Consider the following 23,190-nt stretch of genomic DNA (forward strand, 5'->3'; position numbering starts at 1 on the left):
TTGAATAAAAAGGAGAGATTGACATGTTATTAGATTGTGCCATTATTGGAGGCGGGCCAGCCGGATTAAGTGCAGCACTTGTTGTGGGGCGAGGCAGAAAACAGGTCATTGTATTCGATGACGAGATGCCAAGAAATCGAGTGACTCAGGAATCACATGGATTTATTACAAACGATGGAATGACACCGTTTGAGATCAGAAAAGCGGGTGAAGCAGATCTTCAAAACTACCCCAATATCCAAATCAAACGAAGTAAAATTGTTGAGGTACAAAACAATGAGGACAACTTTGCCTTACTGACACAAGAGGGAGAAAGATTCGAAGCGAAGAAAATCATATTGGCAACAGGACTAAAGGATATACTGCCAGAGATCAAGGGGATGCATGAAGTGTATGGAAAGACGTTGTTTAGCTGTCCTTTCTGCGATGGCTGGGAGCTAAAGGATAAGCCGCTTGCTCTCATTGCTGAGAATCCACGCGCCTTGCATATGGCTAAACTTCTTTCCAATTGGACAAAGGATTTGATTGTGTTTACGAATGGGCAGCAAGTGTTTGCTGAAGAGGAGAAGGCATTGCTATCAGCACATTCTATCCAAGTCATTGATGTACCGATTATGTCCATTCATCATGAGAATGGGCAAATGCACTCTATTCACCTTGCGAATGGGGGAACGGTGAATAGAGAAGGCGGATTTGTCGCAAGTGAATTCAAGCAGTCAGCTCCATTTGCTGAAACACTAGGCTGTCAAATGACGAAAAATGGCGGTATCGAAACAGATATTCTTGGTCGTACAACAGTCAGCGGTGTCTTTGCATGCGGTGACAATTTAGGCGGCCCTGCTCAGCTTGTCCTTGCAGCAGCAGCTGGAAGCCAGGCAGGAATGGGCGTTATCCATGAACTTGTGCAGGAAGAATTTCAACAAAAAACATCTCTATGAAAAGAGATGTTTAGCGATGAACGGTTTTCCTTTTTGCTAAGACGTGAGCTGTCCATTCAAAAAGTGCGTAGATGACAAAGAAGATCAGAATCCAGCTGCTGACATCGACCCATACATTGGTGATATGAATGATGTTCGCCTGATCAAGTCCAGCCTGTATCCACATGGTGATCAATGCTGTGAGGAACACCTGTAAAAACCATTTTTTCAATTGGTCACACCTCCATCTCTTTCTATCATATAAGAAATGACAGTTTATTTCCAATTATGTTTCCATCAGTTTCAACGGTAAAATAAGAAATAAAACCAATGGAAGGATATGACATGAGCGATCAAACCGATAGTTTTTTAAAAAGTCATTTTCCTGATCTTGTCCTCACGCCGCCTCTTTTTTATGGGTGGCCTTTTGGGCTTCGCTTTGAAGTGGCAGATTGGTCATTAGGAGAAGAATCAGTTGTATTAGAAAAAGCAGGGGATCGTGCTTTGAAAATTGTCAGATATGCTTTTGATCTACAGCACTGGCTATTAGACTATGACCGCTCTCAGATGGATCAGTTGTTTACAGAGAAATAAGAAAACCGCACTTGTCGACAAGTGCGGTTCTGTTTTATGCTTCTACTTTATTGAAGAACTGTGGTAAATATTCTTTGTGTGCTTCTAGCATTTCATCTAGGATGCTTTTTGCAATGGCATCTGATGGGACGAGCGGGTTGATTGTCATTGCGACAAGTGCTGTGTTGTAATCGCCTGTCACGGCTGCTTCAGCGGCAACACGTTCAAAGGATTTAATTTGAGAAATAAGTCCTTTGACTGCGACTGGCATTTCACCAACAGCGATTGGTTTAGGGCCGTCTTTTGTGATGACACAGTTCAGTTCAACAGCAGAATCATTTGGAATGTCACTGATGGCACCATTGTTGATGGTGTTGACAGGCTGAATGTCGTGCTTGTCGTTATAAATGGATGCAATCAAGTTACAAGCTGCATCACTGTAGTAGGCACCGCCTCGTTTTTCAAGCTGTGGCGGCTTGATATCAAGATCAGGGTCTTTGTACAGCTCGAACAGGTCATTTTCTAGTGCACGAACGACTTCTGCACGAGTGCCCTCATTCTCTGCTGCTTTCTTTTCTTCAGCCAGCATATCACTTGTTTTGTAGTAGTAGCGGTGATATGGACATGGAATCACGCCAAGCCCTTTTAAGAAATCAGCATCCCACGGAATGGCATGAATGTTGTTCATCGACATCGTGGAGTTTGGATCTGCCATGTCTTCGATGACTTGATCCATGATACTTTTGCCATCTAAGAATACATTGAGTCCAAAGACCATATGGTTCAATCCAGCAAAGCTGACCTCGACTCTGCTTGCGTCGACATCAAGCCCTTTGGCAATTCCCATGCGAATGCCGATTGGCACGTTGCATAGTCCAACGACTTTGCGATGGTTTGAATAGCGAAGTACGGCTTCTGTAACCATACCCGCTGGATTTGTGAAGTTCACAAGCCATGCGTTTGGGCACAGTTCTTCAATATCTTTCACAATATCAAGAATGACTGGAATGGTGCGAAGCCCTTTGAATAGACCTCCTGGACCATTCGTTTCTTGACCAATGACATCATATTTTAAAGGAATGCGTTCATCCTTCATACGTGCTTCGAGAAGTCCGACACGGAATTGTGTTGTGACGAAATCAGCGTCCGCAAGCGCTTTCCGGCGATCTAATGTTAAATGAACCTCGATTGGAAGTCCTGCCTTTTTCACCATTCGTTTTGCAAGATCTCCGACGATTTCAAGCTTTTCTTTTCCCGCTTCAATATCGACAAGCCAAAGCTCGCTAATCGGGAATTCATCGTACCGTTTAATAAATCCTTCTACAAGCTCTGGTGTATAGCTTGATCCTCCGCCAATTGTGACAACCTTTAATCCTTTTGCCATGTTCTGCACCTCCGAATAATGTAACGCGCAATGTTATAATAGAGAAAAGCCAATTCTTTTGTTTGTACATCTATAGCTTATCGTGAGAGCATCTCGTGCGTAAATGACTTCAGCGTCTTTAGGCAAGGGTGCCCTATTTAGAGATTTGTTACATAAAAGAAACACATTGTGACATGCTGTTGGAGAAAGGGGAAGTCAGATGTTTTCAAGTGAGGTTATTTCCAGCTTTAATGAACTAGAAAGCGCTTTATACCGATACATCATGGAAAACAGTGAAAAGGTCGTGTATATGAGAATTCGGGACTTAGCAGATGCTGCCCATATATCCACCTCGTCTGTCCTTCGCTTTTGCCGAAAAGTAAATTGTGAAGGCTTTTCAGAGTTTAAAGTGAAGCTTAAAATGTATTTAGAAGCAGAGCAGACACCTACTTTAAAAAGCACCCAGCACTTTCTGTATGAATTTATTGAACGAACACTAAAAGGGGACTTTGAGGGGAAAATTAAAGAGGCAGCAAGACTCATTGCCGATGCAAAAAATGTGCTGTTTATTGGCACTGGCAGCTCTGGTATTTTGGCGCAGTATGGGGCAAGGTACTTTTCAAGTCTTGAGAAATTTTCATTTTACATCAATGATCCGTTTTTCCCGATGAATATGCAGTATTTAGACAATAGTGTCACCATTGTGCTGTCTGTATCAGGGGAGAACAGTATTACGATTGATCATATTTCGAAGTTAAAAAGAGAAGGAAGCAAAATCATTAGCATTACCAACAATCAGCACTGTACGGTTTCGCGCATTTCTGATTTAAATATTGCTTATTACGTGACAGACGAACGGGTTCACAGAGCTAATATTACGACACAGACGCCCGTTGTGTATATTTTAGAAGCGATGGCACGTGATATGTTCGCGATGTTAAAGGAAAAGTAAAAGAGCCGCTGCATGAATCAGCCGCTCTCTTTTTTCTGCTTTATAAAAGCGAGGATGGCAATACCGGAACAGACAAGCACAAATAGACCGCCTAGCAAATACACAAATCTCGTTCCGAATGTATCCGCAATCAATCCAACAAAGAAAATAGATAAACTGACAGATATAGAAGAGAGGACGTATTGAGCCGAATACACTTTTGATAAATCATGGACTGGTGTTTCCGTTTGAAGAATGGTTTGCTGTGAAACATCCCGAATTTGATAGGCAGGCCCCATCAAAATACAAAGCAGCAACGCAAGCCACGGGAGGCTGTTCAGCGCAAATAGAATGGTCAGCACTGCATAAATAAAAGAGCCTGCTGCCATAAAGAGGAGAAGCTTTTTTTGAATAAATCGGCTCAACCATGTAGCCAAGATCCCGCCTATAATGGCACCTATATAATAAGCAGCATTGATAAATCCCCACCATTCTCCACCTTCCTTTAAAACAAGTGTGACAAAGGCAAGCGTAACCGGTCCGACCCACAAAGCACCTGCAATATTTTCAGAAACATCCATGAAGGTCAGGGTGCGAACCGTTTTGTTTGTCCAAATGATCGTCCAGCCATCCTTGAACCTGTTCTTCGTATTTGCTTTTTGAACCGTGTCTTCTTGCTTGAGTAGAGAAAAAACAGGGATGATAAATAGATAAGACAACGCAATCATGAAACAAGAGGCCCACATTAAATAAAATGGCCCAATCAATAGGACAAGCATTCCAGTGAACGAATAGCCGGCAATTTGAACAGATTGATGAAAAATGGAGGCTGTACTGTTCGCTTTCACAAGCTGATTTGCTGGTACAAGCATCGGCATGATGGACTGTAATAAAGGACTAATGAACCCGCCAGTGATGGAAATTAAAATGAACGCACTAAATAGCCAGATCAGATGCTGCTGAAAGAAATGAAATTGTGTCGTGAACACGACGAGCATCCCAATCCGTAAAAGAGGGACCCATTTCAATAGACGATCGGCGTGAAAGTGAGCGGTCAAAACAGGAGAGATGAGCCCAGCCAATAGCTGACATAGCGTTCTTATGAGCGGAAATACAGCAGCATAGGCAACAGATTGTGTATCTTGATAAATAACTAACGTAATCGTCATCAAAAATAGAATATCACTTAGCATGAGAAGGCTTTTACTGCCTGTATAACACCAAAACTTATTTCCCATATCCAATCGACTCCTTCTTTTCCAAAAACAAGTTCAGTATACCATGGTGATGAAGTACCTAGAGGATTTTCATTCAAAAATACATCTTAAGTATGAGAGGATTGTGATAAGCTAAATTAAACACATCGTAAGGAAAGGGGTTCAATCAATGAAAACATTACCAGCACATGACTTTTTGGACAAACACGGTATCCCATATGAAATCAAAACATTTTCTTCCGAAACAGAGAAGGGAGCCGCAAATGTAGCAGCAGCCCTTGGTTTTCGCGAAAGACAAATGATCAAAACATTGATTTTTGAAACAGGGGAAGGGGAGCAACTGCTTGTGATGGTTGGCGCAGACCAGCATATTAAGTCAGGGAAACTAAAGAAAGCGGCCGGCTCTCGTAATATTAAAATGGCATCACCAGAGAAGGTTCTGGAAGTGACAGGCTACCGAATTGGCTCAATACCGCCGTTTTGCTGGCAGCCAGAAGGCTTCCGCACCATCATCGAAGCTTCGCTATTAGAGGAGGAAATATTAGGCGTTGGAGCAGGTGAATGGGGAAATGAAATACTGATCACACCAGAACAATTAGTGAAAGCCTCAAAGGCTGTACCGTATGACATCGTGCAGCCAGCAGAATAGAAAAAAGTGCCTGTTTCTCATGCAGGCACTTTTTTAATTTGCAGTAGGCTCCTTAAATGGACCGATATCTTTCATTTGCAGGAAGGCATCCACGGTTCTATTCTCTTCAAGATCATTCGCCCGTTTGCAGATCACAACAGGTCTGACGATTTCTATGCCTTCGATATATACACGCCCAATCTCTTTCCGCTTGAGACTGCCTTGAACCGCATCACGGGGAACAAGTGTGATCCCATAGCCAGCTTTAATCATTTGAATCGCTTCATGAACACCGCTGAATTGTAAATCAACAGTCGGTTTTTTAATTCCTTTCGAGGTGAACAGGGAAAAGAGCTTATCTCTAGTGGAGCTGCCTTCTTCACGCATTAAAAAGGGCTCCTGACTCAGGTGCTCTAGCGGAACGGTTTTTCCGTTCAACAGATGGTCTGCTGGCACAATAAAATCATAGCTTAAATTCGTCAAATGAGAGGTAACGATCTCCTCATGATGCAAATCTTCAATTACAGCGATGGCGACATCTGATTCATATTGAAGCAGGCTCTCTATCACTTGAGCGGAATTTCCGCTTTTTAATTCGATTTCTGTCTGTGGTGATGACGTTTTAAAAGCAGCCAGCCAATCAGGCAGTAAAAAGTTGAGTGGTACATAGGTAGAACCGATGCGGAGGCGCCCCTTCTTCCCGTTTTGTAATAGCGTGATCTGATATTCTACTTCCTTTTCAGCCTCAAACACTTGCCGGGCATAAGGATACAGCATCTTTCCCATTTCTGTGAGCGCAATGCCCCGACCGTTTCGTTTAAAAAGGCGAAACCCGATCTCTCGTTCAATGCTTCTAAGCTGAGCCGTCACAGCTGGCTGTGTCAAAGATAGTGCGTCGGCAGTTTGTGTGACGCTTTTTGTCTCTGCGACCTTTGCAAAAATCCGAAGGGCATGTAAATTCAACTTCGCACCACCTATCAATTATTTTGATAAAACAATCAAAAACATTCATTAGATTTATTATAAGGCATCCCTTATCGTAAAGGTAGCGAAGGGGGAAGAAAAAATGGATCGTCGTCAAAAGCAAGTTGTGTCAATATCGCTCATCACAGCATTTGCACTTATTGGGGATTCAATGCTCTATATTGTTCTCCCGGTCTATTGGAAAGAGATTGGTTTATCATCCATTTGGGAGGTCGGGTTACTGCTGTCCATCAACCGATTCATTCGTATCCCGCTAGCACCTGTCGTATGGTGGCTCTATCGCTATATCCCAATGAAGACGGGTGTATTGATCGCGATTTTGATCGCGTCAGTGACCACGATATTATATGGGATGAGCGGCTTTTGGCTGCTGCTTATCTGCCGCTGCGCATGGGGTCTCGCTTGGACATTACTCCGAATGAGCGGGATGAGGGTTTTGGCTGAAATGGACGAAGGCTCACAAGGACATTTGACGGGGCTTTATAATGGGCTTTACCGGCTTGGCAGTTTATTTGGCATGTTATTTGGCGGAATCTTTGCTAGCTTGATCGGCTTCCAGTCCATGACGCTAGTCTTTGGTTTACTTACATTGATGGGATGCATTTTTTATGTATCGTTGGATGAAATTGAAAAGAGAGAAGGCACGCAGGTGTATCATGGCATCAAACAAAAGTGGTTTACACGAGATGTTGTAAAAGTACTGATAACAGGCATGCTGATCGCACTGATCATTCAAGGTTTATTCGCATCCACGCTGAGTCATGTCATTGAAGCAAAGATTGACCAGGATCAATTGACTCTGTTTGGCTTTGTCATCGGAGCTTCGGCTTTAAGCGGTGTGATTCAAGCAATTAGGTGGGGATGGGAACCATTTGTAGCACCGAGAACGGGCAAATGGTTTGATCGGCTTGTAATGAAGGAACGAATGCTATGCTGGATGTTTCTTTCATTTGGAGGGCTCAGTTTTCTTGGGGTCATGCTGAAGGTAAGCGGCTGGTTCCTATTGATGCTGCTTTTGATTCAGCTGCTGGCATCGATTGTCACAACGTTCACCGATACACTTGCCTTTCAAAAAGCCTCTGCTCAAACAGATAAGAACCGCTTTCTCGCCAGCTATTCTTTTGTTCAAGATATGGGGGCTGCTTTAGGGCCTTTGTGCGGGTATACGTTGATTCAGTTTTTCGGAACAAACAGCGTCTTTTGGTTGATGCTCATCATAAGCTTAATGCTTGTCAGCATGTGGGTAAGAGGCGGGCAGCATGTTTCTTCTAGTGCAGTGTAAAAAATAAAGCGTTATATAAAAAAACTGCCTCATGCAGCTGATCGCAGGAGGCAGTCATATTCTCTTATTCTAAGTCTGAATCGTAGGCTTTTTGCGTGAGCTGGCTGACAACCTCTTTTAATCCATTTGGTTTATGGAATTCAACAGGTGTGCTTCCTTTTTCGAAGACAATTTGGTCTGCTTCGACGAGCACGACATATCGATTGTTGACCTTCGCAATATGGATCGAGTGGCCAAAGTCCGCTAGAAGCCCTTTGATTTCTGTTTCACCTAGACGCATTTTCATTGTGATATCAGGGGTTTGTTCCACAATGTGAGAAGCTGCTAGTGTGACCTGTTCTGTATCGAGTGTTTCTCTAATTTCTCGTTTTTCACTCGCTTCCCATATTTCAAGATCCTCTTCGAACTGCTTTAATTCTTCACTTTCATCCTGTAATGTTTCAAATACTTGTTCCTGCACCATGTTCATGACCTGTGATTTCATGATTTCAGGCATAGATTCTCCGTATTCGACGAATTTCAGAAAGTCCTCAAAATAACGAGCATGTGAGGATTGGTGAATTTTCACTTCAGCTTCCTCTGTCATGCCCTCTTCTGGCATAAAAGGGTATTGAATTGATTTCATGTTTTTTGTTGTAATCGCCATTTCTACTTTTTTGATCAAGGTAGATGTATCAGCGATAGAAGCAACTTTCTGTTCAAAATCGCATTTCATAATAAAGACAAAGGAGTCATCGAAGTACTTTTTAGGAACGGCAGACGCAACTAAAAAAACGCCGCCTCTGACAGCACTTGTATCTAAATACGTGCGAACAAACTGTTCACTGCATTCATTAAATACTTCTTTTGTATCGGCAAATCTCGTCTGATGAAATAAATTGTAGTTTGGATTTGAATCGAGTTCATGACCGGGTTCGACAATGAACCGGCCAATTTTGGTTGGTACTTGTTCAGATTTAGGGTGTCTGTCCACTTTTCGTTTGACGATTTTTTTTAGCTCACCATCTAAAAAGTCCTTCAGCTCACTTTGTTCAAATTCCTCTTGATCTAATGTTTGATAATGCTTGAACCGTTTATTTGCTTGTTCATCTTTGCCTTCGATTTCTACGACAAAGAATGATAGAAAACGTATCGTAAAATCCATTGATTGGTCACCACTTTTTCTTCTTCGGATATGTTGAGTATAGAAAAAGGAGTGAAAATCGTCAACGAATGGAGAAATATCGTGTCATTATTTCCCGAGAAATGTTTAGTGAAAAACACTTGATAATAATTATCATTCTTGATAGAATGATAAAAGAAAAGAAGGAACCTGCCAGTTCCTTCATCTCAGAAAAACCTCTTATTTTGTTTCAAACGTTTCGCAATCAGTTTCAGCATTGCGAGTCACATCAGTCATTGTGTTTTTACCAATTTTAATGGTAGAAGCCGTACAGCTGTTATCAGCCCAAAAACGGCAAGAGTTCACTTCACAAAGTACGTTTTGTGCCATGGGAATTCACCTCCGTGATTCATATTGAGAATGAAGCAAGCTGCCACTTGAATTCATTCCATCTAGTAGTCTCTTGATAAAAAGAGGCTGTTTGTGCTGTTGATGCACATGTTTATCATACCATCTACCCTGATAATATACAATTTAAACTTTGAAAGAGCGAGAATGCAAATCTCGCTCTTTTTTTATTTGTAAAAATAGTTAAATGCTAGGTGGCACCCTCTCTCATTTCGACATATGAATAGAGTAGATTCAAAACCTGATGTCGGACAAAGTATGAGGGTACATGTACTGATTTTCCGCATAAAGATAAGGTTTTCAATCAAAAATTTTTCATAGAGAGATGAGGGGAGAAGATGAAAGCAGTCATTCTCTGCGGAGGAAAGGGAACGAGAATGAGTGAGGTCACACAAGCGCTTCCTAAACCACTTGCTATGATCGGAGATCGGCCTATTCTATGGCATATTATGAAAATCTATCAGTATTACGGAGTAGATGAGTTTATCTTATTGCTTGGATATAAAGGAGAGAAGATCAAAGAGTATTTCCTGAACTACGACTGGCGGCATCACAGCATGAAGCTGGATATGGCGACAGGGGAGATGAAGCTTTTAGGAAAGTCAGAGAACTGGAAAATCACCTTTTTAGATACAGGCGAGAATACGATGACAGGCGGACGGTTAATGCAGGCACAGGACTACATTGGGGATGAGACATTCATGATGACGTATGGTGATGGACTTGCCAATGTCAATATGTTTCATCTGCTGAAGCGTCATCAGGATCTTGGGGCAGCTGCGACTGTCACAGGAATTGAAAAGAAGTCACAGTACGGGACGTTGAAGGTATATAACGGGATGGCACAATCCTTCTCTGAGAAGACAGACAGTATCGGGATGATCAATGGAGGATTTTTTGTGTTGTCTCCAAAGGTATTTGACTATTTGACAGACGATGATCAATGCGTGTTTGAAGCGGAGCCTCTTCAAAATCTGGCGAATGATGGAGAGCTTGCGGTTTATGAGCACCACGGATTTTGGACAGCGATCGATACGTTTAAGAACCTGAAGGAAATCAATGGCATGTGGACAAATGGAAAACAACCATGGAAGGTTTGGTGACGGCATGAGCGGATTTTGGAATGGGAAAAACGTATTTGTGACTGGATGTACAGGACTATTGGGAAGCTATCTCGTCAAGGAATTGATTGATCAAGGGGCAAACGTGACGGGACTTGTGCGTGATCAGGTGCCAAGGTCGAATTTATATCAAGGCAGTCAATTTGAAAAGATGAATGTGGTGCAAGGTGCATTGGAGGATATGCAAACGATTGAACGTGCGTTAGGAGAATACGAAATTGATACTGTCTTCCATTTGGCGGCGCAGGCCATTGTTGGGGTCGCAAATAGACACCCTGTTTCTACATTTGAAGCCAATATTTTAGGGACATGGAATGTACTCGAGGCTTGCAGAAGACAGCCGCTGATCAAACGAGTCATCGTGGCATCAAGTGACAAAGCATACGGCGATCAGGAGCAGCTTCCATACGATGAAGACATGCCGCTAAATGGGAAACATCCGTATGATGTATCAAAGAGCTGTGCAGATTTAATTTCTCACACGTATTACAACACATATGGTCTTCCAGTTTGTATTACGCGCTGCGGCAATTTATACGGGGGCGGGGATTTAAATTTCAACAGAATCATTCCGCAAACCATCCAGCTTGTGCTAGAAGGAGAAGCGCCGGAAATTAGAAGTGACGGGACATTTATTCGTGATTATTTCTACATTGAAGATGCGGTTAAGGCTTATTTGTTGCTAGCTGAGAAGATGGAGGAAAAAGGGCTCGCTGGAGAAGCCTTTAACTTTAGTAATGAAATTCAGCTGACGGTTCTTGAGCTCGTGGATAAGATTTTAAAGGCAATGGGCAGTGAACTGAAGCCTCGTATTTTAAACCAAGGAACGCATGAGATAAAGCATCAATATTTGTCGGCAGAAAAGGCGAGAAAGCTGCTTGATTGGAAGCCAGACTACTCGATTGATGAAGGTTTAGAGAAGACGATTGAATGGTACCGCGAATTCTTTCAAAAATAGAGGTGTAAGTAGATGAACAGCATATATTGTACGGTTCTATCAAGTGGAAGACTTTATCAAGCCATTGCGTTTTTCTTGTCATTGAAGCAAGTAGAAGATGATGCTGTCATCAAGACGTTATGTATGGATGATGCTGCATTTGATCTGCTTCAAAAAATGAATTTTCCTCATGTTGATCTTGTTCATGTACGGGAGCTCGAAACGCCGGAGCTGCTGGAGAAAAAAGAGGAACGGGATGCCTCGGAATATTGCTGGACATTAAAACCGATGTGGATTGAGTGGTTATTTGAACAGGAGCAGGCAGAAGGAGTAACCTATCTTGATGCGGATTTATTTTTTTATGAGAGCCCGCAAGTGATTTTTCAACATCAGCCGGATGCCTCTGTTTTACTTTCGAGAGGGGATATTGTGATTCCGAGCTTCGATCCTGAGGAAGTGAAAATGCTTCAGAAGCTTTTAGGTCGCTATAACTCTGGCTTCCTGCATTTTAAAGGAGATAAAGCCGGACGAAAATGCCTCAGCTGGTGGAAGGAAGAATGCTTGAAGGAATGCAAAAATGCACCGGGAGAAGGCAAGTTTGGAGATCAAGGATATCTCGATCATATGCCGAAGCTGTTTGAAAAAGTGGAGGATATTCAAACAAAAGGCGTGAATATTGGTCATTGGAACTATGGGCAGCATTCTTATCGGGAAGAGAATGGACGGATTTTGCTGGAGGATGGACATCCGCTCATTTGCTATCATTTCAGCGGCTTTCGCATCGTGAGCAAGGATGAGATGCAGCAAATTCATGAAAAGGGGAGAGATGATCTGCCGTTTTTCCAAGAAGCCTATCGAAACGTGCTGCGCCATGTAATTGAATCTGTTGAGCAGGTCGATCCGCTGTTTAACGGCTATGCCAAATTGGAGGAGGATGACGCATGAATGAGAAGCCAAAGGTAAGCGTCATTATTCCGAGCTATAATGCCAAGGAGCGTTTAGAAGGGAGTCTTTTTTCTTTAACGCTTCAGGATACGAATATTCCGTTTGAGGTCATTGTCGCCGATAATGGGTCAACGGACGGCACGATGGAAATGCTTGAGAACATTGAGGTGAATTTCCCGTTTAAAAAGGTGCGTATTCCTGTCAATCAAGGGATAGCCAAGGGGCGCAATCATGCCATTCGCGAGGCGGAGGGAGACCTGCTGATATTCCATGACAGCGATATGCTGGCAGAGCCGCAATTTATTCAAAAGCATGCGGAGGCACATGCTGATCATGAGGACCTTGTCATTTGTGGTGTATGCTGGAAGCGGATTTATCGTTATTTTTACGAAGCATTTGATCAGGATCATATCAATCGGTTGAAAAAGCAAGGCCTGTATAAGCGGAAAATGAATGATAAAACGCCTCTTTTATCAATGAAGGAAGTTGAAAATGGTGCATTTCTAGAGAAAAGCTTCGATTTGCAGTCTGAGTTTATTGATATCCTCAAAGACATTTTGCGCACGTACAACTATGATTTAGGCTCTTATGAGCTGCCGTGGCGATTTTTTATTACGAATAACTCCTCTGTCAAACGCAAGCATGTCATCGCGCTCGGGATGTTTGATGAACAGATCGTTCGGTATGGGTTTGAGGATTATGATTTAGGAATTCGTCTGCATCAGCTTGGTCTCTCCTTTGAATTGCGAGAGGATATCATGAGCGTGCATCAGGAGCATCCAAGTAATTTAACGTCATTTGATGACATCAAATATAACATTTTGTATATGTGCGAGAAGTACAACAATATTGATGCCATTGATGTCCATTTGGCTTTCTCTGGTCCATTTTCTCACACCGTCACAAATGACATTGTGAAAGAGGTTCGGCAGCTGCGTGAAAATCCGGTATTCGATGGTCTGCTCTCTTATTTTTTAGAGCTGCTTCATTTGATCACGGAGCGGAACGTAGGCGTCAAACGGGATAAAAAAGATCAGCTGACCGCTAGACATGTCCCTTTGAAAAAACTGTCCGAGGCAGCGCAGCTTGCGCGGCAGGAATATGGCTGCACAGTGCTTGTAGAAGCCATTCAAGGGCTGACAAAAGAGTTATTACGCGTTGATTTGTTTCAAGTGGATGTGTTGTAGATGGCGTCTTATCATTTTACAACCATTGTGTCGAATACCCATGTTTTTAAGCTTTTGGCGCTGATTCATTCGCTTGAACAAACCGCTCATTCATTCAAGTTGTCTGTTCTATGTGCAGACCCTTTGGCTTACAAGGTGTTAAGTGAATTTCCTCATCCGCACGTTCAATATGAACAGCTTGAAGATATTGAAGATGAGACGCTGCGAAAGGCAAAGGATGATCGGACGTTCCATGAGTATTGCTGGACGTTAAAGCCCGTTTTTTTGCTCAAAATCCTTGAGTCCTCAGAAGCGGATTATCTCGCCCATTTGGATACGGATTTGTATTTTTATCATGATCCAGAGGCGATATTTGCAGAGAATCCACTCGCTCATTTATTTTTGACGGATCATATGAATTCCAAGCGGTTCTATCACTTTTATGAGTTATCTGGCCGCTTCAATACTGGATTTGTCGGCTGCCGCAACACAGACGTTGCCAAACGGGCGGTCACACAATGGAAGGAAAACTGTCTTGCACACTGTACAGTCGAAATGGATACAAAAAATAAGACGTATGGAGATCAGCGGTATGTTGAAAGATGGATCGATGATTTTGAAGGGGTCCATGTGGTGACATCTAAAGGAGCCAATGCCGCGATTTGGAATATTGAAAACTACAAGCTTTCAGTTGTGAAAGGGGAAATGTATCTCGACGAATGTCCACTCTTGTTCTATCATTTTTCTGCCTTTACGATCATTGATGAGAATACCTTTAATCTGAATTGGTATTACTATATGACAGAACAAAAGCTTGTGGATCATTTATATATTCCATATGCCGATTTGGTTCGTCAAAAAATCAAACAGGTGCAAAAGGTCTTTCCGGAATTCCAGCAAGGGTTTATTGCAAAGAAGCATGTACCTGATACGCATTTTTATGAGATATGAAAAAACCGCTCAATCACTGAGCGGTTTTCTCCTTTTTATGATTCATTCCATTTGGAGATGGTTTGATCGCTAGGTAGTAAGAAGGCAAGGATGCCTAATATCGGTAAAAAGGCGACTCCGATCATGGTAGGCGTTAAACCGAAGGCATCAATGAATGAGCCTAGAGCGACCGATCCGATTGCACCCATACCAAACGCAAGTCCAACCGTTAAACCAGACATTGTGCCAATTTTCCCGGGAAATAGTTCTTGAGCATAAACGACTGTGACAGAGAAGCTTGACGTCAGAATGACTCCAATCAGTCCAAGTAAAACATAGGCAAAAACAGGTCCGGCAAATGGCAGCAGCAAGGCAAGTGGAAAGGATGCCAATAAGGAAATTAAAATCACCGTTTTCTTGCCGAAGCGGTCTGCAAGCGGTCCGCCTAAAAATGTCCCAATTGCACCTAGAATGAGAAATAAGAAAATATAAGTCTGTGATTCTTTAATCGTCAATCCATATTGTTCAATCGCATAAAACGCATAGAAATTTGATATCGCATTCCCATACCAAGAGCGGGCAAAGATGAGAAAGACGATAATGCCAAGTGCTGTGAGTGCTGACTTACGGTGAAGTTCAGATCTTGCAGCTTTTGGTGGAGCTTTTTTCGCTTGAGCTCGAATGGTTTGAAGTCTTCCTGCGTACCATCTTGAAATATAAAGAAGGAAACCGACAGCCATCATTCCAACAATCGTAAACCAAGCCACGCCTGGCTGACCGAGAGGGACGAGCATTAAAGCAGCGATTAGCGGAGCAAAGGCTTGACCTGTATTTCCGCCTACTTGATAGATGGATTGTGCAAGTCCTCGTCTTGGACCAGCTGCCATGTTGGCAACGCGGGAGCCCTCTGGATGAAAAATGGCAGAGCCGAGTCCGATAAAGACAACGCAAAGCAAGATGGTGGCAAAGGAAGGCGCAAACGCAAGCCCGAATATACCGACAGCACTAGAAAATAAAGCAACCGGGAGTGCATAAGGCATCGGCCTTTTATCTGTGTACCACCCAATAGCGGGCTGCATCACGGAGGAGACCATATTTAATGTAAAGGCAATCAGCCCTAATTGTGTAAAGGTCAGCCCCATTGAGCGTTCTAAAATAGGGAACATGGCAGGAATAACGGCTTGCAAAGTGTCATTGAGCATATGGCAAATGCCAATAATCAATAAAATGGGATAAACCGTTGATCCAGTGACAGAATTTTGAGGTTTATCCTTTGTACGAGCAGCAATAGCCAATGAGACTTCCTCCTTTCATTCAACTGTTTTCTATTTTGCATTCTTCTCATTTTATTCATAAGGTGAACTATAAAACAATAGCAAATTGTCATGATTTAGAAAAAAGAGACACAAGCGCTTGTGTCTCTAAATGGTTACTTATAAAAAGTTGCGATGACAGGCTTCATTTTTTGAATAACGAGTCCACTACCACCGCGATTTTTTACACCTTCAATCATGCCGACGAGGACGTAATCTTCTTTTTTAGGATTAAAAGCAAGTAAAAATCCATTTTCAGAACCGTCTGTCGCTCCTTGTTTGCTTTTCAGCTCTGCCGTTCCTGTTTTAGCGGCAATATCAGCTCCTTCAATTTGTAAGGAGTGAGCTGTACCGTTTGGACTCGTCACGACCTGAGTGAGCGCGTCTTTCACTGTATTTGCCGAGTCTTCTTTGATGATTTGTTTTGGTGATGCTGTTTTCTCATCTTGAACGACTCGAGGATAGACAAGCTTGCCTCCTGTTGCAAATGGAGAATAGGCATGTACTTGTTCAATCGGTGACATGAGTAATTCGCCTTGACCATATGCTGAGTCAGCAAGTAAGATGTCCGATTGAATGCCGTCGTTTGATACTTGTGCTGGTTTCATTGTAAATGGCATGTGCAAATCTTCGCCAAACCCAAATGCTTTCACTTTTTTCTCATAGGTGTCTTTGCCAATTTCCAGTGCTTCCTGTCCGAAGTAAATATTATCTGAGTACACGAGGGCATCAACCATATTTACGTTCTCTTTATCGTGAACCCGTGTAATTCGATAATTGCCCCAAGATTGATCCTTTTGCCATTTCAGTCCATGGATGGTGCGTACTTTATTAGGCTTTGTGACACCTGTTTCCAGCCCGATGGCTGCTGTAATGGTTTTGAATGTAGACCCTGGTGCATACCGGCTCGCATACCGGGCTTGGAATGGGAGATCTGGGTTTTCACTGTATGCCTGATATTGCTTAGGTGTGATCCCATTTGTCATAAGATTGACATCATAGGAAGGGGCGCTGACAAGCGCTAATAGATCCCCCGATGATGGATTCATGATCGTGACGGCCCCTTTTTCACCTTTCAGCTGTTCATAGGCTTTTTTCTGTAAAGAGGCATCAATGGTCAGCTTCACTGTTTTTCCATCTTGTCGATCTGACTTTTGCAATGTTTCTTCAATGCCTGTTTCATCATGGACGATCAAAATGCTTCCGCCATCTTGTCCGCGCAAGTTTTTGTCAAATGTGAATTCAAGACCGGTTTTGCCAATGATTTGATCTGCTTTTAATGCCGGATTTCTTTTGATATCATCTGCATTTGCTTTCCCGACATAGCCGGTGAGATGGGCGGCGGCTGCGTTATAAGGATAGTAACGCATTTCCTTCGATTGATAGGTGACGCCTTTTATATCCTTTGGAATTGGCTTCTGTTCTAACATTGATTTGAGCGGGACAAACGTGTCGTCTGTGACCCATGCTTGTTTCAGCTGATTGTCGATTAGTTCTTCATCTAAATCAAACGCCTTGCTGATTTTTTTGATATTGCGTTCTTTTTCTTCCCCTGTGCCAAGCTTTCCTGGGATGATGCCAAGTGCGCTTCCACCAGTTGTTTCTGCTAGGGTACGCCCTTTTCGATCGACGATGTTTCCACGGACAGCAGGGTCTGATTTGACCTTGATGGTATCTCCCTTCTCCATTTGCGGGAAGATGAGATTTGGCTTCCAGTCGACTTTCCATTTGTCATCTTCTTCTGAGAGAACGCCCTTGTAAGAAAGTTTGTGCAGCTTGCCCAATGACGTTTTCATTGTCACATCATAGGAAAATTGATACCCATTTCCTTTGTCCTGTTTTTCGACGTTGAGCTTTGATATGTTCAGATCATAAGCACCAATTCCGTTAAAGATATTGTCGTATTTTTCGGCTAGTTGTTTTTTTGAGAAGTCATTGGCTTTCAAAGACGCACTTGTTACCTCATCAGCCAGCTTTGTAAAGTCTTTCTTCTCCATTTGTTTCGTAAAGGATTGAGCCGCTTTTAAAGCTTCTTTTTCTTTTGAAAAAAGAGAATCTTTTAAGAAAAAGAAAGCAGCAGCAACTACGATGATACTAAGAATGGGGATCATGACTTTTTTCTGTTTCCAAAATGATTTTCGTTGATCCGTATACAATGAAAACACCTCAATTTTTGATTAGATCCTCTATATTTTACAGTGATTGGTCGTGATTTGTATAGTTTCTCCTATGAAAATAGACCAAGGCACGATGTCATGGTTTTGGGAAAGGGACGAAAATGATAGCTTGTTTCTATGAAAGATATCTTCATTTTTTCTTATGATTTAAAGGATTTCTTAAGAGATCATCGAATGTGAAAAAATAGAAAAATATACAAACGCTTTCAATAGGGGGAATTGTTATCGTTTATAAAAAGGTGAATGTGATTGGACTTGTTCTTGGACCGGCACTCTTCTTGCTCATTCTTTTTCTCATACCTGAAAATGAATTGACCTATGCTGCGAGGGTAGTCTTGGGCATTACCGCTTGGACGGCTACATGGTGGGTGACAGAAGCACTGCCCATACCTGCAACATCTTTATTGCCCATCATCCTACTGCCGACACTTGGCGGGCTTTCTATGGAACAGACATCAAGAGCTTATGGAGATCCGATCGTTTTTATGTACATGGGAGGATTTATGATTGCAATTGCCATTGAAAAATGGAATCTGCATAGAAGAATGGCCTTACACATTTTAAGGGTGATTGGCACACGAAGTGACCGCATTGTATTAGGTATCATGATTGCGACTGCTTTTTTATCTATGTGGATTTCAAATGCAGCGACAGCCCTGATGATGCTTCCGGTGGCACTGGCTGTGATTAAAGAGGTCAAGGCTAATGACATCTTAGCTGGTCCATCTCTTGAGCGATTCAGTAAAAGTATTTTATTGTCGGTTGCGTATTCAGCGTCAATTGGTGGTTTGGCAACACTTGTTGGGTCTGTGCCAAATGCTGTGTTTGCTGCAATGTCAAAAAAGCTATTAGATCGGGAAATTATGTTTTTTGAGTGGTTTTTGTTTGGTTTTCCTGTTGCGATGATTCTGCTCATTCTCTTATTTCTGTATTTGACCAAGGTACAGTTCAAAGTAGAGCACACAGGTGAAATGAGTGTAACGTTCATTCGAAAGGGATTAGAGAATTTAGGGAAAATGAAACAAGAGGAGAAATGGGTGTTTGGTGTTTTTCTTATGACGGCGTTTTTGTGGATTTTTAAGCTCTTTTTGTTTGGAGGGATCACCGTATCTGATACATCTATCGCCATTTTCGGTGCCATGCTGTTATTTCTCATTCCAGCAACAAACGGAGAGAGAATATTAGAATGGCAGGATATGAAACAGCTACCATGGGGGCTGTTGCTTTTGTTTGGAGGTGGGCTTTCACTCGCTACGGGCTTTGCAGAAACCAATCTAACAGGATGGATCGGGGAAAATCTACAGCATTTAAATGGGCTTTCGTATATCATGCTATTGATCATTTTAACGGGAGCGATTTTGTTTATGACTGAAATTATGTCAAATACAGCTGTTGCCAATATGATTATTCCGATTACGGTAGGGCTTGGGCTTGCGATTGGCATCGAGCCCTATGGGTTAATGGCTGCGGCTGCTTTGGCTTCCTCATGTGCGTTTATGCTGCCGATTTCCACACCGCCAAATGCCGCTGTCTTTAGTGCGGACGTGCTGAAAATATCTGATATGGTCAGGGCAGGCTTTTGGTTAAATATCATGAGTATTGTGGTGATTGTCCTTGCGGTGTATTTCTGGCTCCCGATTGTGCTTAAAAGCTGAGCGGGTTAAGATGATGGCTTTGATCGAATCGAGACTGTCGGTGTTTTTGTTTCTTTTGGCTTCGGTGGTGGTGCTGATTTTTTGATGTGAGTGTCCTTTGGCGTGTAATAGGTTGCCCCAATATTGAGCCTGCCTTGAAGCTGATCAATGGAAAGCTCCCCAAACTCTAAATGGTAATCAATTTTGTCCACATGCAGGGATTCGATATGAATGTGTGTATCCTCTGAGACAGGAGAAGCTGGTGCGGACATTTTTTGCTCGAGAGCGGTGAGCCTTTTCTCCAGCTCGGTGACAGAGGGGATGGCTGGAAAATGCATCGGCGGTGAATGTCGGACAAAATTTGTTAGCAGAGTGGCAAAACTCAGATAAAAAAAATCAGGGGTACGGACAAAATTTTGGAGATGCCAGCGGTTTTGTCGGGACAAAAAGCCATGTAGATGATCGAGATCAAGTGGACTCACCTGCCTCTTTTTCACCAGCAGCTAAACCCATTCAAAGGAAGTGACGTGTGATGTTATTCTCACCCTCAGTCGTCAATGTCGGTGCTTTTAAAATCAATGCAATGGATCGGGGTGCATCACTGACGCTAGGTCCTTATCAGCAGATCGATTATTTTCTCTCAATGAAATTGAACCAAGGATTTGGAGAGGACAATGGAGATTGTTCACCGCTTGTCATTCCAATTTCAAGCGTGTTAGATCCAGATATGGTGGACTCAAATTCAGTCAAAAACAGCGTGGTTTAAGCAAAAAAAAGAGACCGGGAATCCCCGTGTCTCTTTTCTAATGTGTTTCATTCAGATGACTTTTTCGTCTTGCATAGGTGAAATAAACAACGACACCAATGGCCACCCAGATCAGGAAGGCTCTCCATGTCTCCCATTTCAGTGTAGCAGCCAATATCATACAAATGACCGCACTAATAATGGGAAGGTAAGGTACAAAAGGTACTTTAAAAGCTGTCTTCATATTCGGATGTTTTTTCCGTAGTACGATCACAGCGATAGAGATCACCGTAAAGGCTGCAAGTGTACCGATGCTGACTAAATTCGCTAGCGTAGATAAGTTAACGAATCCAACGATACATGCCGCAACAGCACCTGTGAGCCAAGTGTTGGCAACCGGTGTTTTCGATTTTGGATGAACGTTTGAAAAGATTTTCGGCATGAGTCCATCTCGGCTCATGGCAAAGGTTAAGCGAACTTGAGCATAAACAAGTGCAATTAACACTGTCGTAATCCCGATAATAGCACCTGCGGATATAATGCCCGCCACACTATTCAGGCCAACAACTTGAAGAGCAAATGCGACAGGGTCACTGACATTCAGCTTCGTATAGTGAACCATGCCTGTTAAGACGAATGAAACACCAATGTATAAAATCGTACAAACACCGAGCGCACCGATGATTCCGATTGGCATCGCCTTTTGAGGATTTTTGACTTCTTCAGACGCATTAGCGATTGCATCAAATCCAAGGTAAGCAAAAAAGACAGTCGCCGCTCCAGCAATCACGCCGTGAAAGCCCATCGGCATAAAAGGTGTCCAGTTTTCAGGTTTGACGTAAGCAAAGCCAGAAATGATAAAGAGAAGGACGATGGCAATTTTAATCAGCACAATGATGTTATTCAGCTTCGTGCTTTCTTTGACGCCTCTTGAGACGATAAAGGTGATGAGCAAAATAATGAGTGCGCCTGGAAGGTTAAAGACGGCTCCATCAGCGGCTCCAGGTGCAGCTGATAATGCCTTCGGTATGTGCAGACCGAATCCACTGAGCAGTGATTGAAAATAGGACGACCATCCGCTTGCTACAGCAGAGAGCGCAATGACATATTCAAGCATGAGATCCCAGCCCATTAAGAAGGCGAGAAATTCCCCAAGTGTTGCGTAGGAATACGTATAGACGCTTCCTGACACAGGAATGGACGAGGAGAATTCAGCGTAGCAAAAAGCAGCAAGGGCGCATGCGATCGCAGCTAAAATAAAAGATATAATAATCGCAGGTCCCGCATCTTTCGCAGCAGCAACCCCCGTAATCACAAAGATACCAGTCCCGACCACGCAGCCAATGCCAAGCAAGATTAAATCAAACGTATTTAACGATCGGCTGAGCCGCTTCGTTTGACTTTCAAGCATGAGCTGGTCGAGAGACTTTTTTCGAAATAAAGAACTCATGTTGACCTCCTAATGGATAAATCTTTTCGTAAGACGAGTGTTAGTATATGCTTAAATGATAATTTAGTCAATTGGTTGGAGAACGCTTTAAATCACTAAAGTATTAAACGCCACAATCGAATTTGTGCTTAAAAAGAGACATCCGCCAAGAGATGGAAGGCGGATGTGGCGATAGATAGTCTATGTCTATTTAGTAAATATTTTTTCATTATACAGCACACTTGGATGAGTGGGGTTATGGGCGGCGGAGGCAAGGTGATGTGTTTTGGCTTTCTCCAAATTGCCGAGCTGATAATAACAATAGCAAAGCTGAAGGTGAGGATACCACGTTTTATACTGTGTGAGTGTGAAGGCTGCTTCGTTTTCAGGAGCCTTCAGCGCCTGCTCATACCAAAAGATCGCTGCCTGATGTTTATTTTGAATTTTTAGATGATCCCCGATCCGGCAGCAAAATTCTGGCCGAGGCTGATCATATAAGAAAGAACGTAATAATGAGGATAAAGCCGCTTCCTCGAAACCTACCGCATAATAGCAGTCGGCTAAATATTGGCATGCGCGAATTTCATCCTCAATCCAGCACTGTTTTGTCGCTAAAAATTCATGATAAAAACGAATCGCTCTGACATGCTGCTTGTTATCTCTTAATTCATTGGCAAAGTAAAAGAGATCACGGGGTGTCATGTTCTCTCCCTTTGCCAGCATATCTTCATAAATTCGCAAGTTGCGCCCAGGCTCACCAGCGGTTGTTTTCTTACGCTTTTGGTGTGTGACGGCGATATCGGCTGGAAAGATGTTGCCATACACTTGAAGATACTCATGAACGGCTCCGTACCATTGAAAGTTTAAGGCACGCTTCACTAGGCGATTTCTTCTATATTTAAAATTCACCCGACCGTCTTCATCAAATCCCACATGATAAAACATCGAGACGGCATCTACCGAAGGATCGAGTGTCTCTTTGAGCTGAAGAAATTTTTGACGGTCTTCTTCTAGCAGAACATCGTCTGCATCAAGCCATAAAATATACTCTTTCGTTGCACGTGAGAAAGCGAAATTGCGGGCTTTGGCAAAATGCTGAACCCATTCGAAATCAAGTACCTGTGCTGAAAAGGAGTGAGCAATCTCCTTCGTACGATCTGTTGAACCTGTATCAACGATGATCATCTCATCGACAATGTCTTGAACAGAGGAGAGGCAGTCCGCTAACACCTCCTCTTCATTTTTCACGATCATACATAAGCTAATGGTTACCATCTTTAGATCACCTCTTCATAGTGTATCGAGCAGCAAAAGGAAACATTCTTTTCAGCAGCAGGTTTTTTAAAACTAGTTTTCTGCTACTGGCTGATTTAGAATAAAGGAAGAAT

At 42.7% G+C, this 23,190-nt stretch carries 24 protein-coding genes; 13 read left to right on the forward strand and 11 right to left on the reverse strand.

Annotated features, from left to right (window positions below; genetic code table 11):
- Positions 1-23 precede the first annotated feature (23 nt).
- Positions 24-938, forward strand: coding sequence for an NAD(P)/FAD-dependent oxidoreductase (locus MHB79_RS03595; RefSeq protein ID WP_340989033.1), 915 nt, complete (start codon positions 24-26; stop codon positions 936-938).
- A gap of 10 nt (positions 939-948) precedes the next feature.
- Here MHB79_RS03595 and MHB79_RS03600 read toward each other — a convergent pair whose 3' ends face one another.
- Complete coding sequence (locus MHB79_RS03600) at positions 949-1,149, reverse strand: hypothetical protein (protein ID WP_137055420.1); 201 nt, start codon at positions 1,147-1,149, stop codon at positions 949-951.
- Between the two features lie 113 nt (positions 1,150-1,262).
- Here MHB79_RS03600 and MHB79_RS03605 point away from each other — a divergent pair, with 113 nt between their 5' ends.
- The gene (locus MHB79_RS03605; RefSeq protein WP_233421748.1) at positions 1,263-1,511 is read left to right on the forward strand and encodes a DUF3885 domain-containing protein; all 249 of its coding nucleotides are present in this window, start codon (positions 1,263-1,265) and stop codon (positions 1,509-1,511) included.
- Positions 1,512-1,545: 34 nt separating this feature from the next.
- On the opposite strand, the gene MHB79_RS03610 is transcribed toward MHB79_RS03605, so the two are convergent.
- Positions 1,546-2,874 (reverse strand): 6-phospho-beta-glucosidase, encoded by a 1,329-nt coding sequence (locus tag MHB79_RS03610; protein ID WP_050945753.1) that lies wholly within the window; start codon positions 2,872-2,874, stop codon positions 1,546-1,548.
- Between the two features lie 199 nt (positions 2,875-3,073).
- Here MHB79_RS03610 and MHB79_RS03615 point away from each other — a divergent pair, with 199 nt between their 5' ends.
- Complete coding sequence (locus tag MHB79_RS03615) at positions 3,074-3,805, forward strand: MurR/RpiR family transcriptional regulator (protein WP_137055419.1); 732 nt, start codon at positions 3,074-3,076, stop codon at positions 3,803-3,805.
- A 17-nt stretch (positions 3,806-3,822) separates the two neighbouring features.
- Here MHB79_RS03615 and MHB79_RS03620 read toward each other — a convergent pair whose 3' ends face one another.
- A complete protein-coding gene (locus tag MHB79_RS03620; RefSeq protein ID WP_340989035.1) occupies positions 3,823-5,022 on the reverse strand; it encodes an MFS transporter in 1,200 nt (399 codons plus the stop codon).
- A 148-nt stretch (positions 5,023-5,170) separates the two neighbouring features.
- Here MHB79_RS03620 and MHB79_RS03625 point away from each other — a divergent pair, with 148 nt between their 5' ends.
- Positions 5,171-5,650 (forward strand): aminoacyl-tRNA deacylase, encoded by a 480-nt coding sequence (locus MHB79_RS03625; protein ID WP_050945755.1) that lies wholly within the window; start codon positions 5,171-5,173, stop codon positions 5,648-5,650.
- A gap of 33 nt (positions 5,651-5,683) precedes the next feature.
- Here MHB79_RS03625 and MHB79_RS03630 read toward each other — a convergent pair whose 3' ends face one another.
- Complete coding sequence (locus MHB79_RS03630) at positions 5,684-6,592, reverse strand: LysR family transcriptional regulator (protein ID WP_106030039.1); 909 nt, start codon at positions 6,590-6,592, stop codon at positions 5,684-5,686.
- 103 nt (positions 6,593-6,695) lie between these two features.
- Here MHB79_RS03630 and MHB79_RS03635 point away from each other — a divergent pair, with 103 nt between their 5' ends.
- Entirely contained in the window at positions 6,696-7,895 is a 1,200-nt protein-coding gene (locus tag MHB79_RS03635; protein WP_268458195.1) for an MFS transporter, read from the forward strand.
- Between the two features lie 64 nt (positions 7,896-7,959).
- On the opposite strand, the gene MHB79_RS03640 is transcribed toward MHB79_RS03635, so the two are convergent.
- Together MHB79_RS03640 and MHB79_RS03645 are read right to left on the reverse strand one after the other, a co-directional pair.
- A complete protein-coding gene (locus MHB79_RS03640; RefSeq protein ID WP_012009211.1) occupies positions 7,960-9,039 on the reverse strand; it encodes a DUF3900 domain-containing protein in 1,080 nt (359 codons plus the stop codon).
- A 198-nt stretch (positions 9,040-9,237) separates the two neighbouring features.
- Positions 9,238-9,387 (reverse strand): DUF1540 domain-containing protein, encoded by a 150-nt coding sequence (locus MHB79_RS03645; protein WP_003213883.1) that lies wholly within the window; start codon positions 9,385-9,387, stop codon positions 9,238-9,240.
- 356 nt (positions 9,388-9,743) lie between these two features.
- On the opposite strand from MHB79_RS03645, the gene rfbF reads away from it, so the two are divergent.
- Genes rfbF through MHB79_RS03670 form a run of 5 tightly spaced genes read left to right on the forward strand, consistent with a single transcriptional unit; the run spans position 9,744 to position 14,525 of the window.
- Entirely contained in the window at positions 9,744-10,508 is a 765-nt protein-coding gene (gene rfbF / locus MHB79_RS03650) for a glucose-1-phosphate cytidylyltransferase (protein WP_340989040.1), read from the forward strand.
- Positions 10,509-10,512: 4 nt separating this feature from the next.
- Positions 10,513-11,484, forward strand: coding sequence for a GDP-mannose 4,6-dehydratase (locus MHB79_RS03655; RefSeq protein WP_041816148.1), 972 nt, complete (start codon positions 10,513-10,515; stop codon positions 11,482-11,484).
- Positions 11,485-11,496: 12 nt separating this feature from the next.
- Positions 11,497-12,408: a putative nucleotide-diphospho-sugar transferase gene (locus MHB79_RS03660; protein WP_253622860.1), complete on the forward strand. Its 912-nt coding sequence runs from the start codon at positions 11,497-11,499 to the stop codon at positions 12,406-12,408.
- A complete protein-coding gene (locus tag MHB79_RS03665) occupies positions 12,405-13,595 on the forward strand; it encodes a glycosyltransferase family 2 protein (protein WP_212046305.1) in 1,191 nt (396 codons plus the stop codon). The genes MHB79_RS03660 and MHB79_RS03665 overlap by 4 nt, the downstream gene beginning before the upstream one ends.
- Positions 13,596-14,525: a putative nucleotide-diphospho-sugar transferase gene (locus MHB79_RS03670; RefSeq protein ID WP_335365536.1), complete on the forward strand. Its 930-nt coding sequence runs from the start codon at positions 13,596-13,598 to the stop codon at positions 14,523-14,525.
- Positions 14,526-14,560: 35 nt separating this feature from the next.
- Here MHB79_RS03670 and MHB79_RS03675 read toward each other — a convergent pair whose 3' ends face one another.
- A complete protein-coding gene (locus tag MHB79_RS03675; RefSeq protein ID WP_284907807.1) occupies positions 14,561-15,799 on the reverse strand; it encodes an MFS transporter in 1,239 nt (412 codons plus the stop codon).
- Between the two features lie 134 nt (positions 15,800-15,933).
- Positions 15,934-17,973, reverse strand: coding sequence for a penicillin-binding protein PBP4(5) (pbp4, locus tag MHB79_RS03680; protein WP_340989042.1), 2,040 nt, complete (start codon positions 17,971-17,973; stop codon positions 15,934-15,936).
- Positions 17,974-18,233: 260 nt separating this feature from the next.
- Between pbp4 and MHB79_RS03685 the strand changes: the two genes are divergently transcribed.
- Complete coding sequence (locus MHB79_RS03685; RefSeq protein WP_137055411.1) at positions 18,234-19,649, forward strand: SLC13 family permease; 1,416 nt, start codon at positions 18,234-18,236, stop codon at positions 19,647-19,649.
- Between the two features lie 5 nt (positions 19,650-19,654).
- On the opposite strand, the gene MHB79_RS03690 is transcribed toward MHB79_RS03685, so the two are convergent.
- The gene (locus tag MHB79_RS03690) at positions 19,655-19,966 is read right to left on the reverse strand and encodes a hypothetical protein (protein WP_340989044.1); all 312 of its coding nucleotides are present in this window, start codon (positions 19,964-19,966) and stop codon (positions 19,655-19,657) included.
- On the opposite strand from MHB79_RS03690, the gene MHB79_RS03695 reads away from it, so the two are divergent.
- Both MHB79_RS03695 and MHB79_RS03700 read left to right on the forward strand, forming a co-directional pair.
- Positions 19,954-20,154 carry a hypothetical protein gene (locus MHB79_RS03695; RefSeq protein ID WP_340990559.1) on the forward strand — a complete coding sequence of 67 codons (201 nt, stop codon included), beginning with the start codon at positions 19,954-19,956 and terminating at the stop codon, positions 20,152-20,154. The genes MHB79_RS03690 and MHB79_RS03695 overlap by 13 nt on opposite strands.
- A 6-nt stretch (positions 20,155-20,160) precedes the next feature.
- Positions 20,161-20,394, forward strand: a complete 234-nt coding sequence (locus tag MHB79_RS03700) for a hypothetical protein (protein WP_024424583.1) — start codon at positions 20,161-20,163, stop codon at positions 20,392-20,394.
- Between the two features lie 37 nt (positions 20,395-20,431).
- Here the strand turns inward: MHB79_RS03700 and MHB79_RS03705 are convergent, their stop codons facing one another.
- Together MHB79_RS03705 and MHB79_RS03710 are read right to left on the reverse strand one after the other, a co-directional pair.
- Positions 20,432-21,823 carry an amino acid permease gene (locus tag MHB79_RS03705; protein WP_106036035.1) on the reverse strand — a complete coding sequence of 464 codons (1,392 nt, stop codon included), beginning with the start codon at positions 21,821-21,823 and terminating at the stop codon, positions 20,432-20,434.
- A 186-nt stretch (positions 21,824-22,009) separates the two neighbouring features.
- A complete protein-coding gene (locus tag MHB79_RS03710; RefSeq protein ID WP_003214241.1) occupies positions 22,010-23,077 on the reverse strand; it encodes a tetratricopeptide repeat-containing glycosyltransferase family 2 protein in 1,068 nt (355 codons plus the stop codon).
- Between the last annotated feature and the right edge of the window lie 113 nt (positions 23,078-23,190).

This window comes from Bacillus sp. FSL M7-0558 (genome assembly GCF_038003245.1).
Classification (GTDB): domain Bacteria; phylum Bacillota; class Bacilli; order Bacillales; family Bacillaceae; genus Bacillus; species Bacillus pumilus.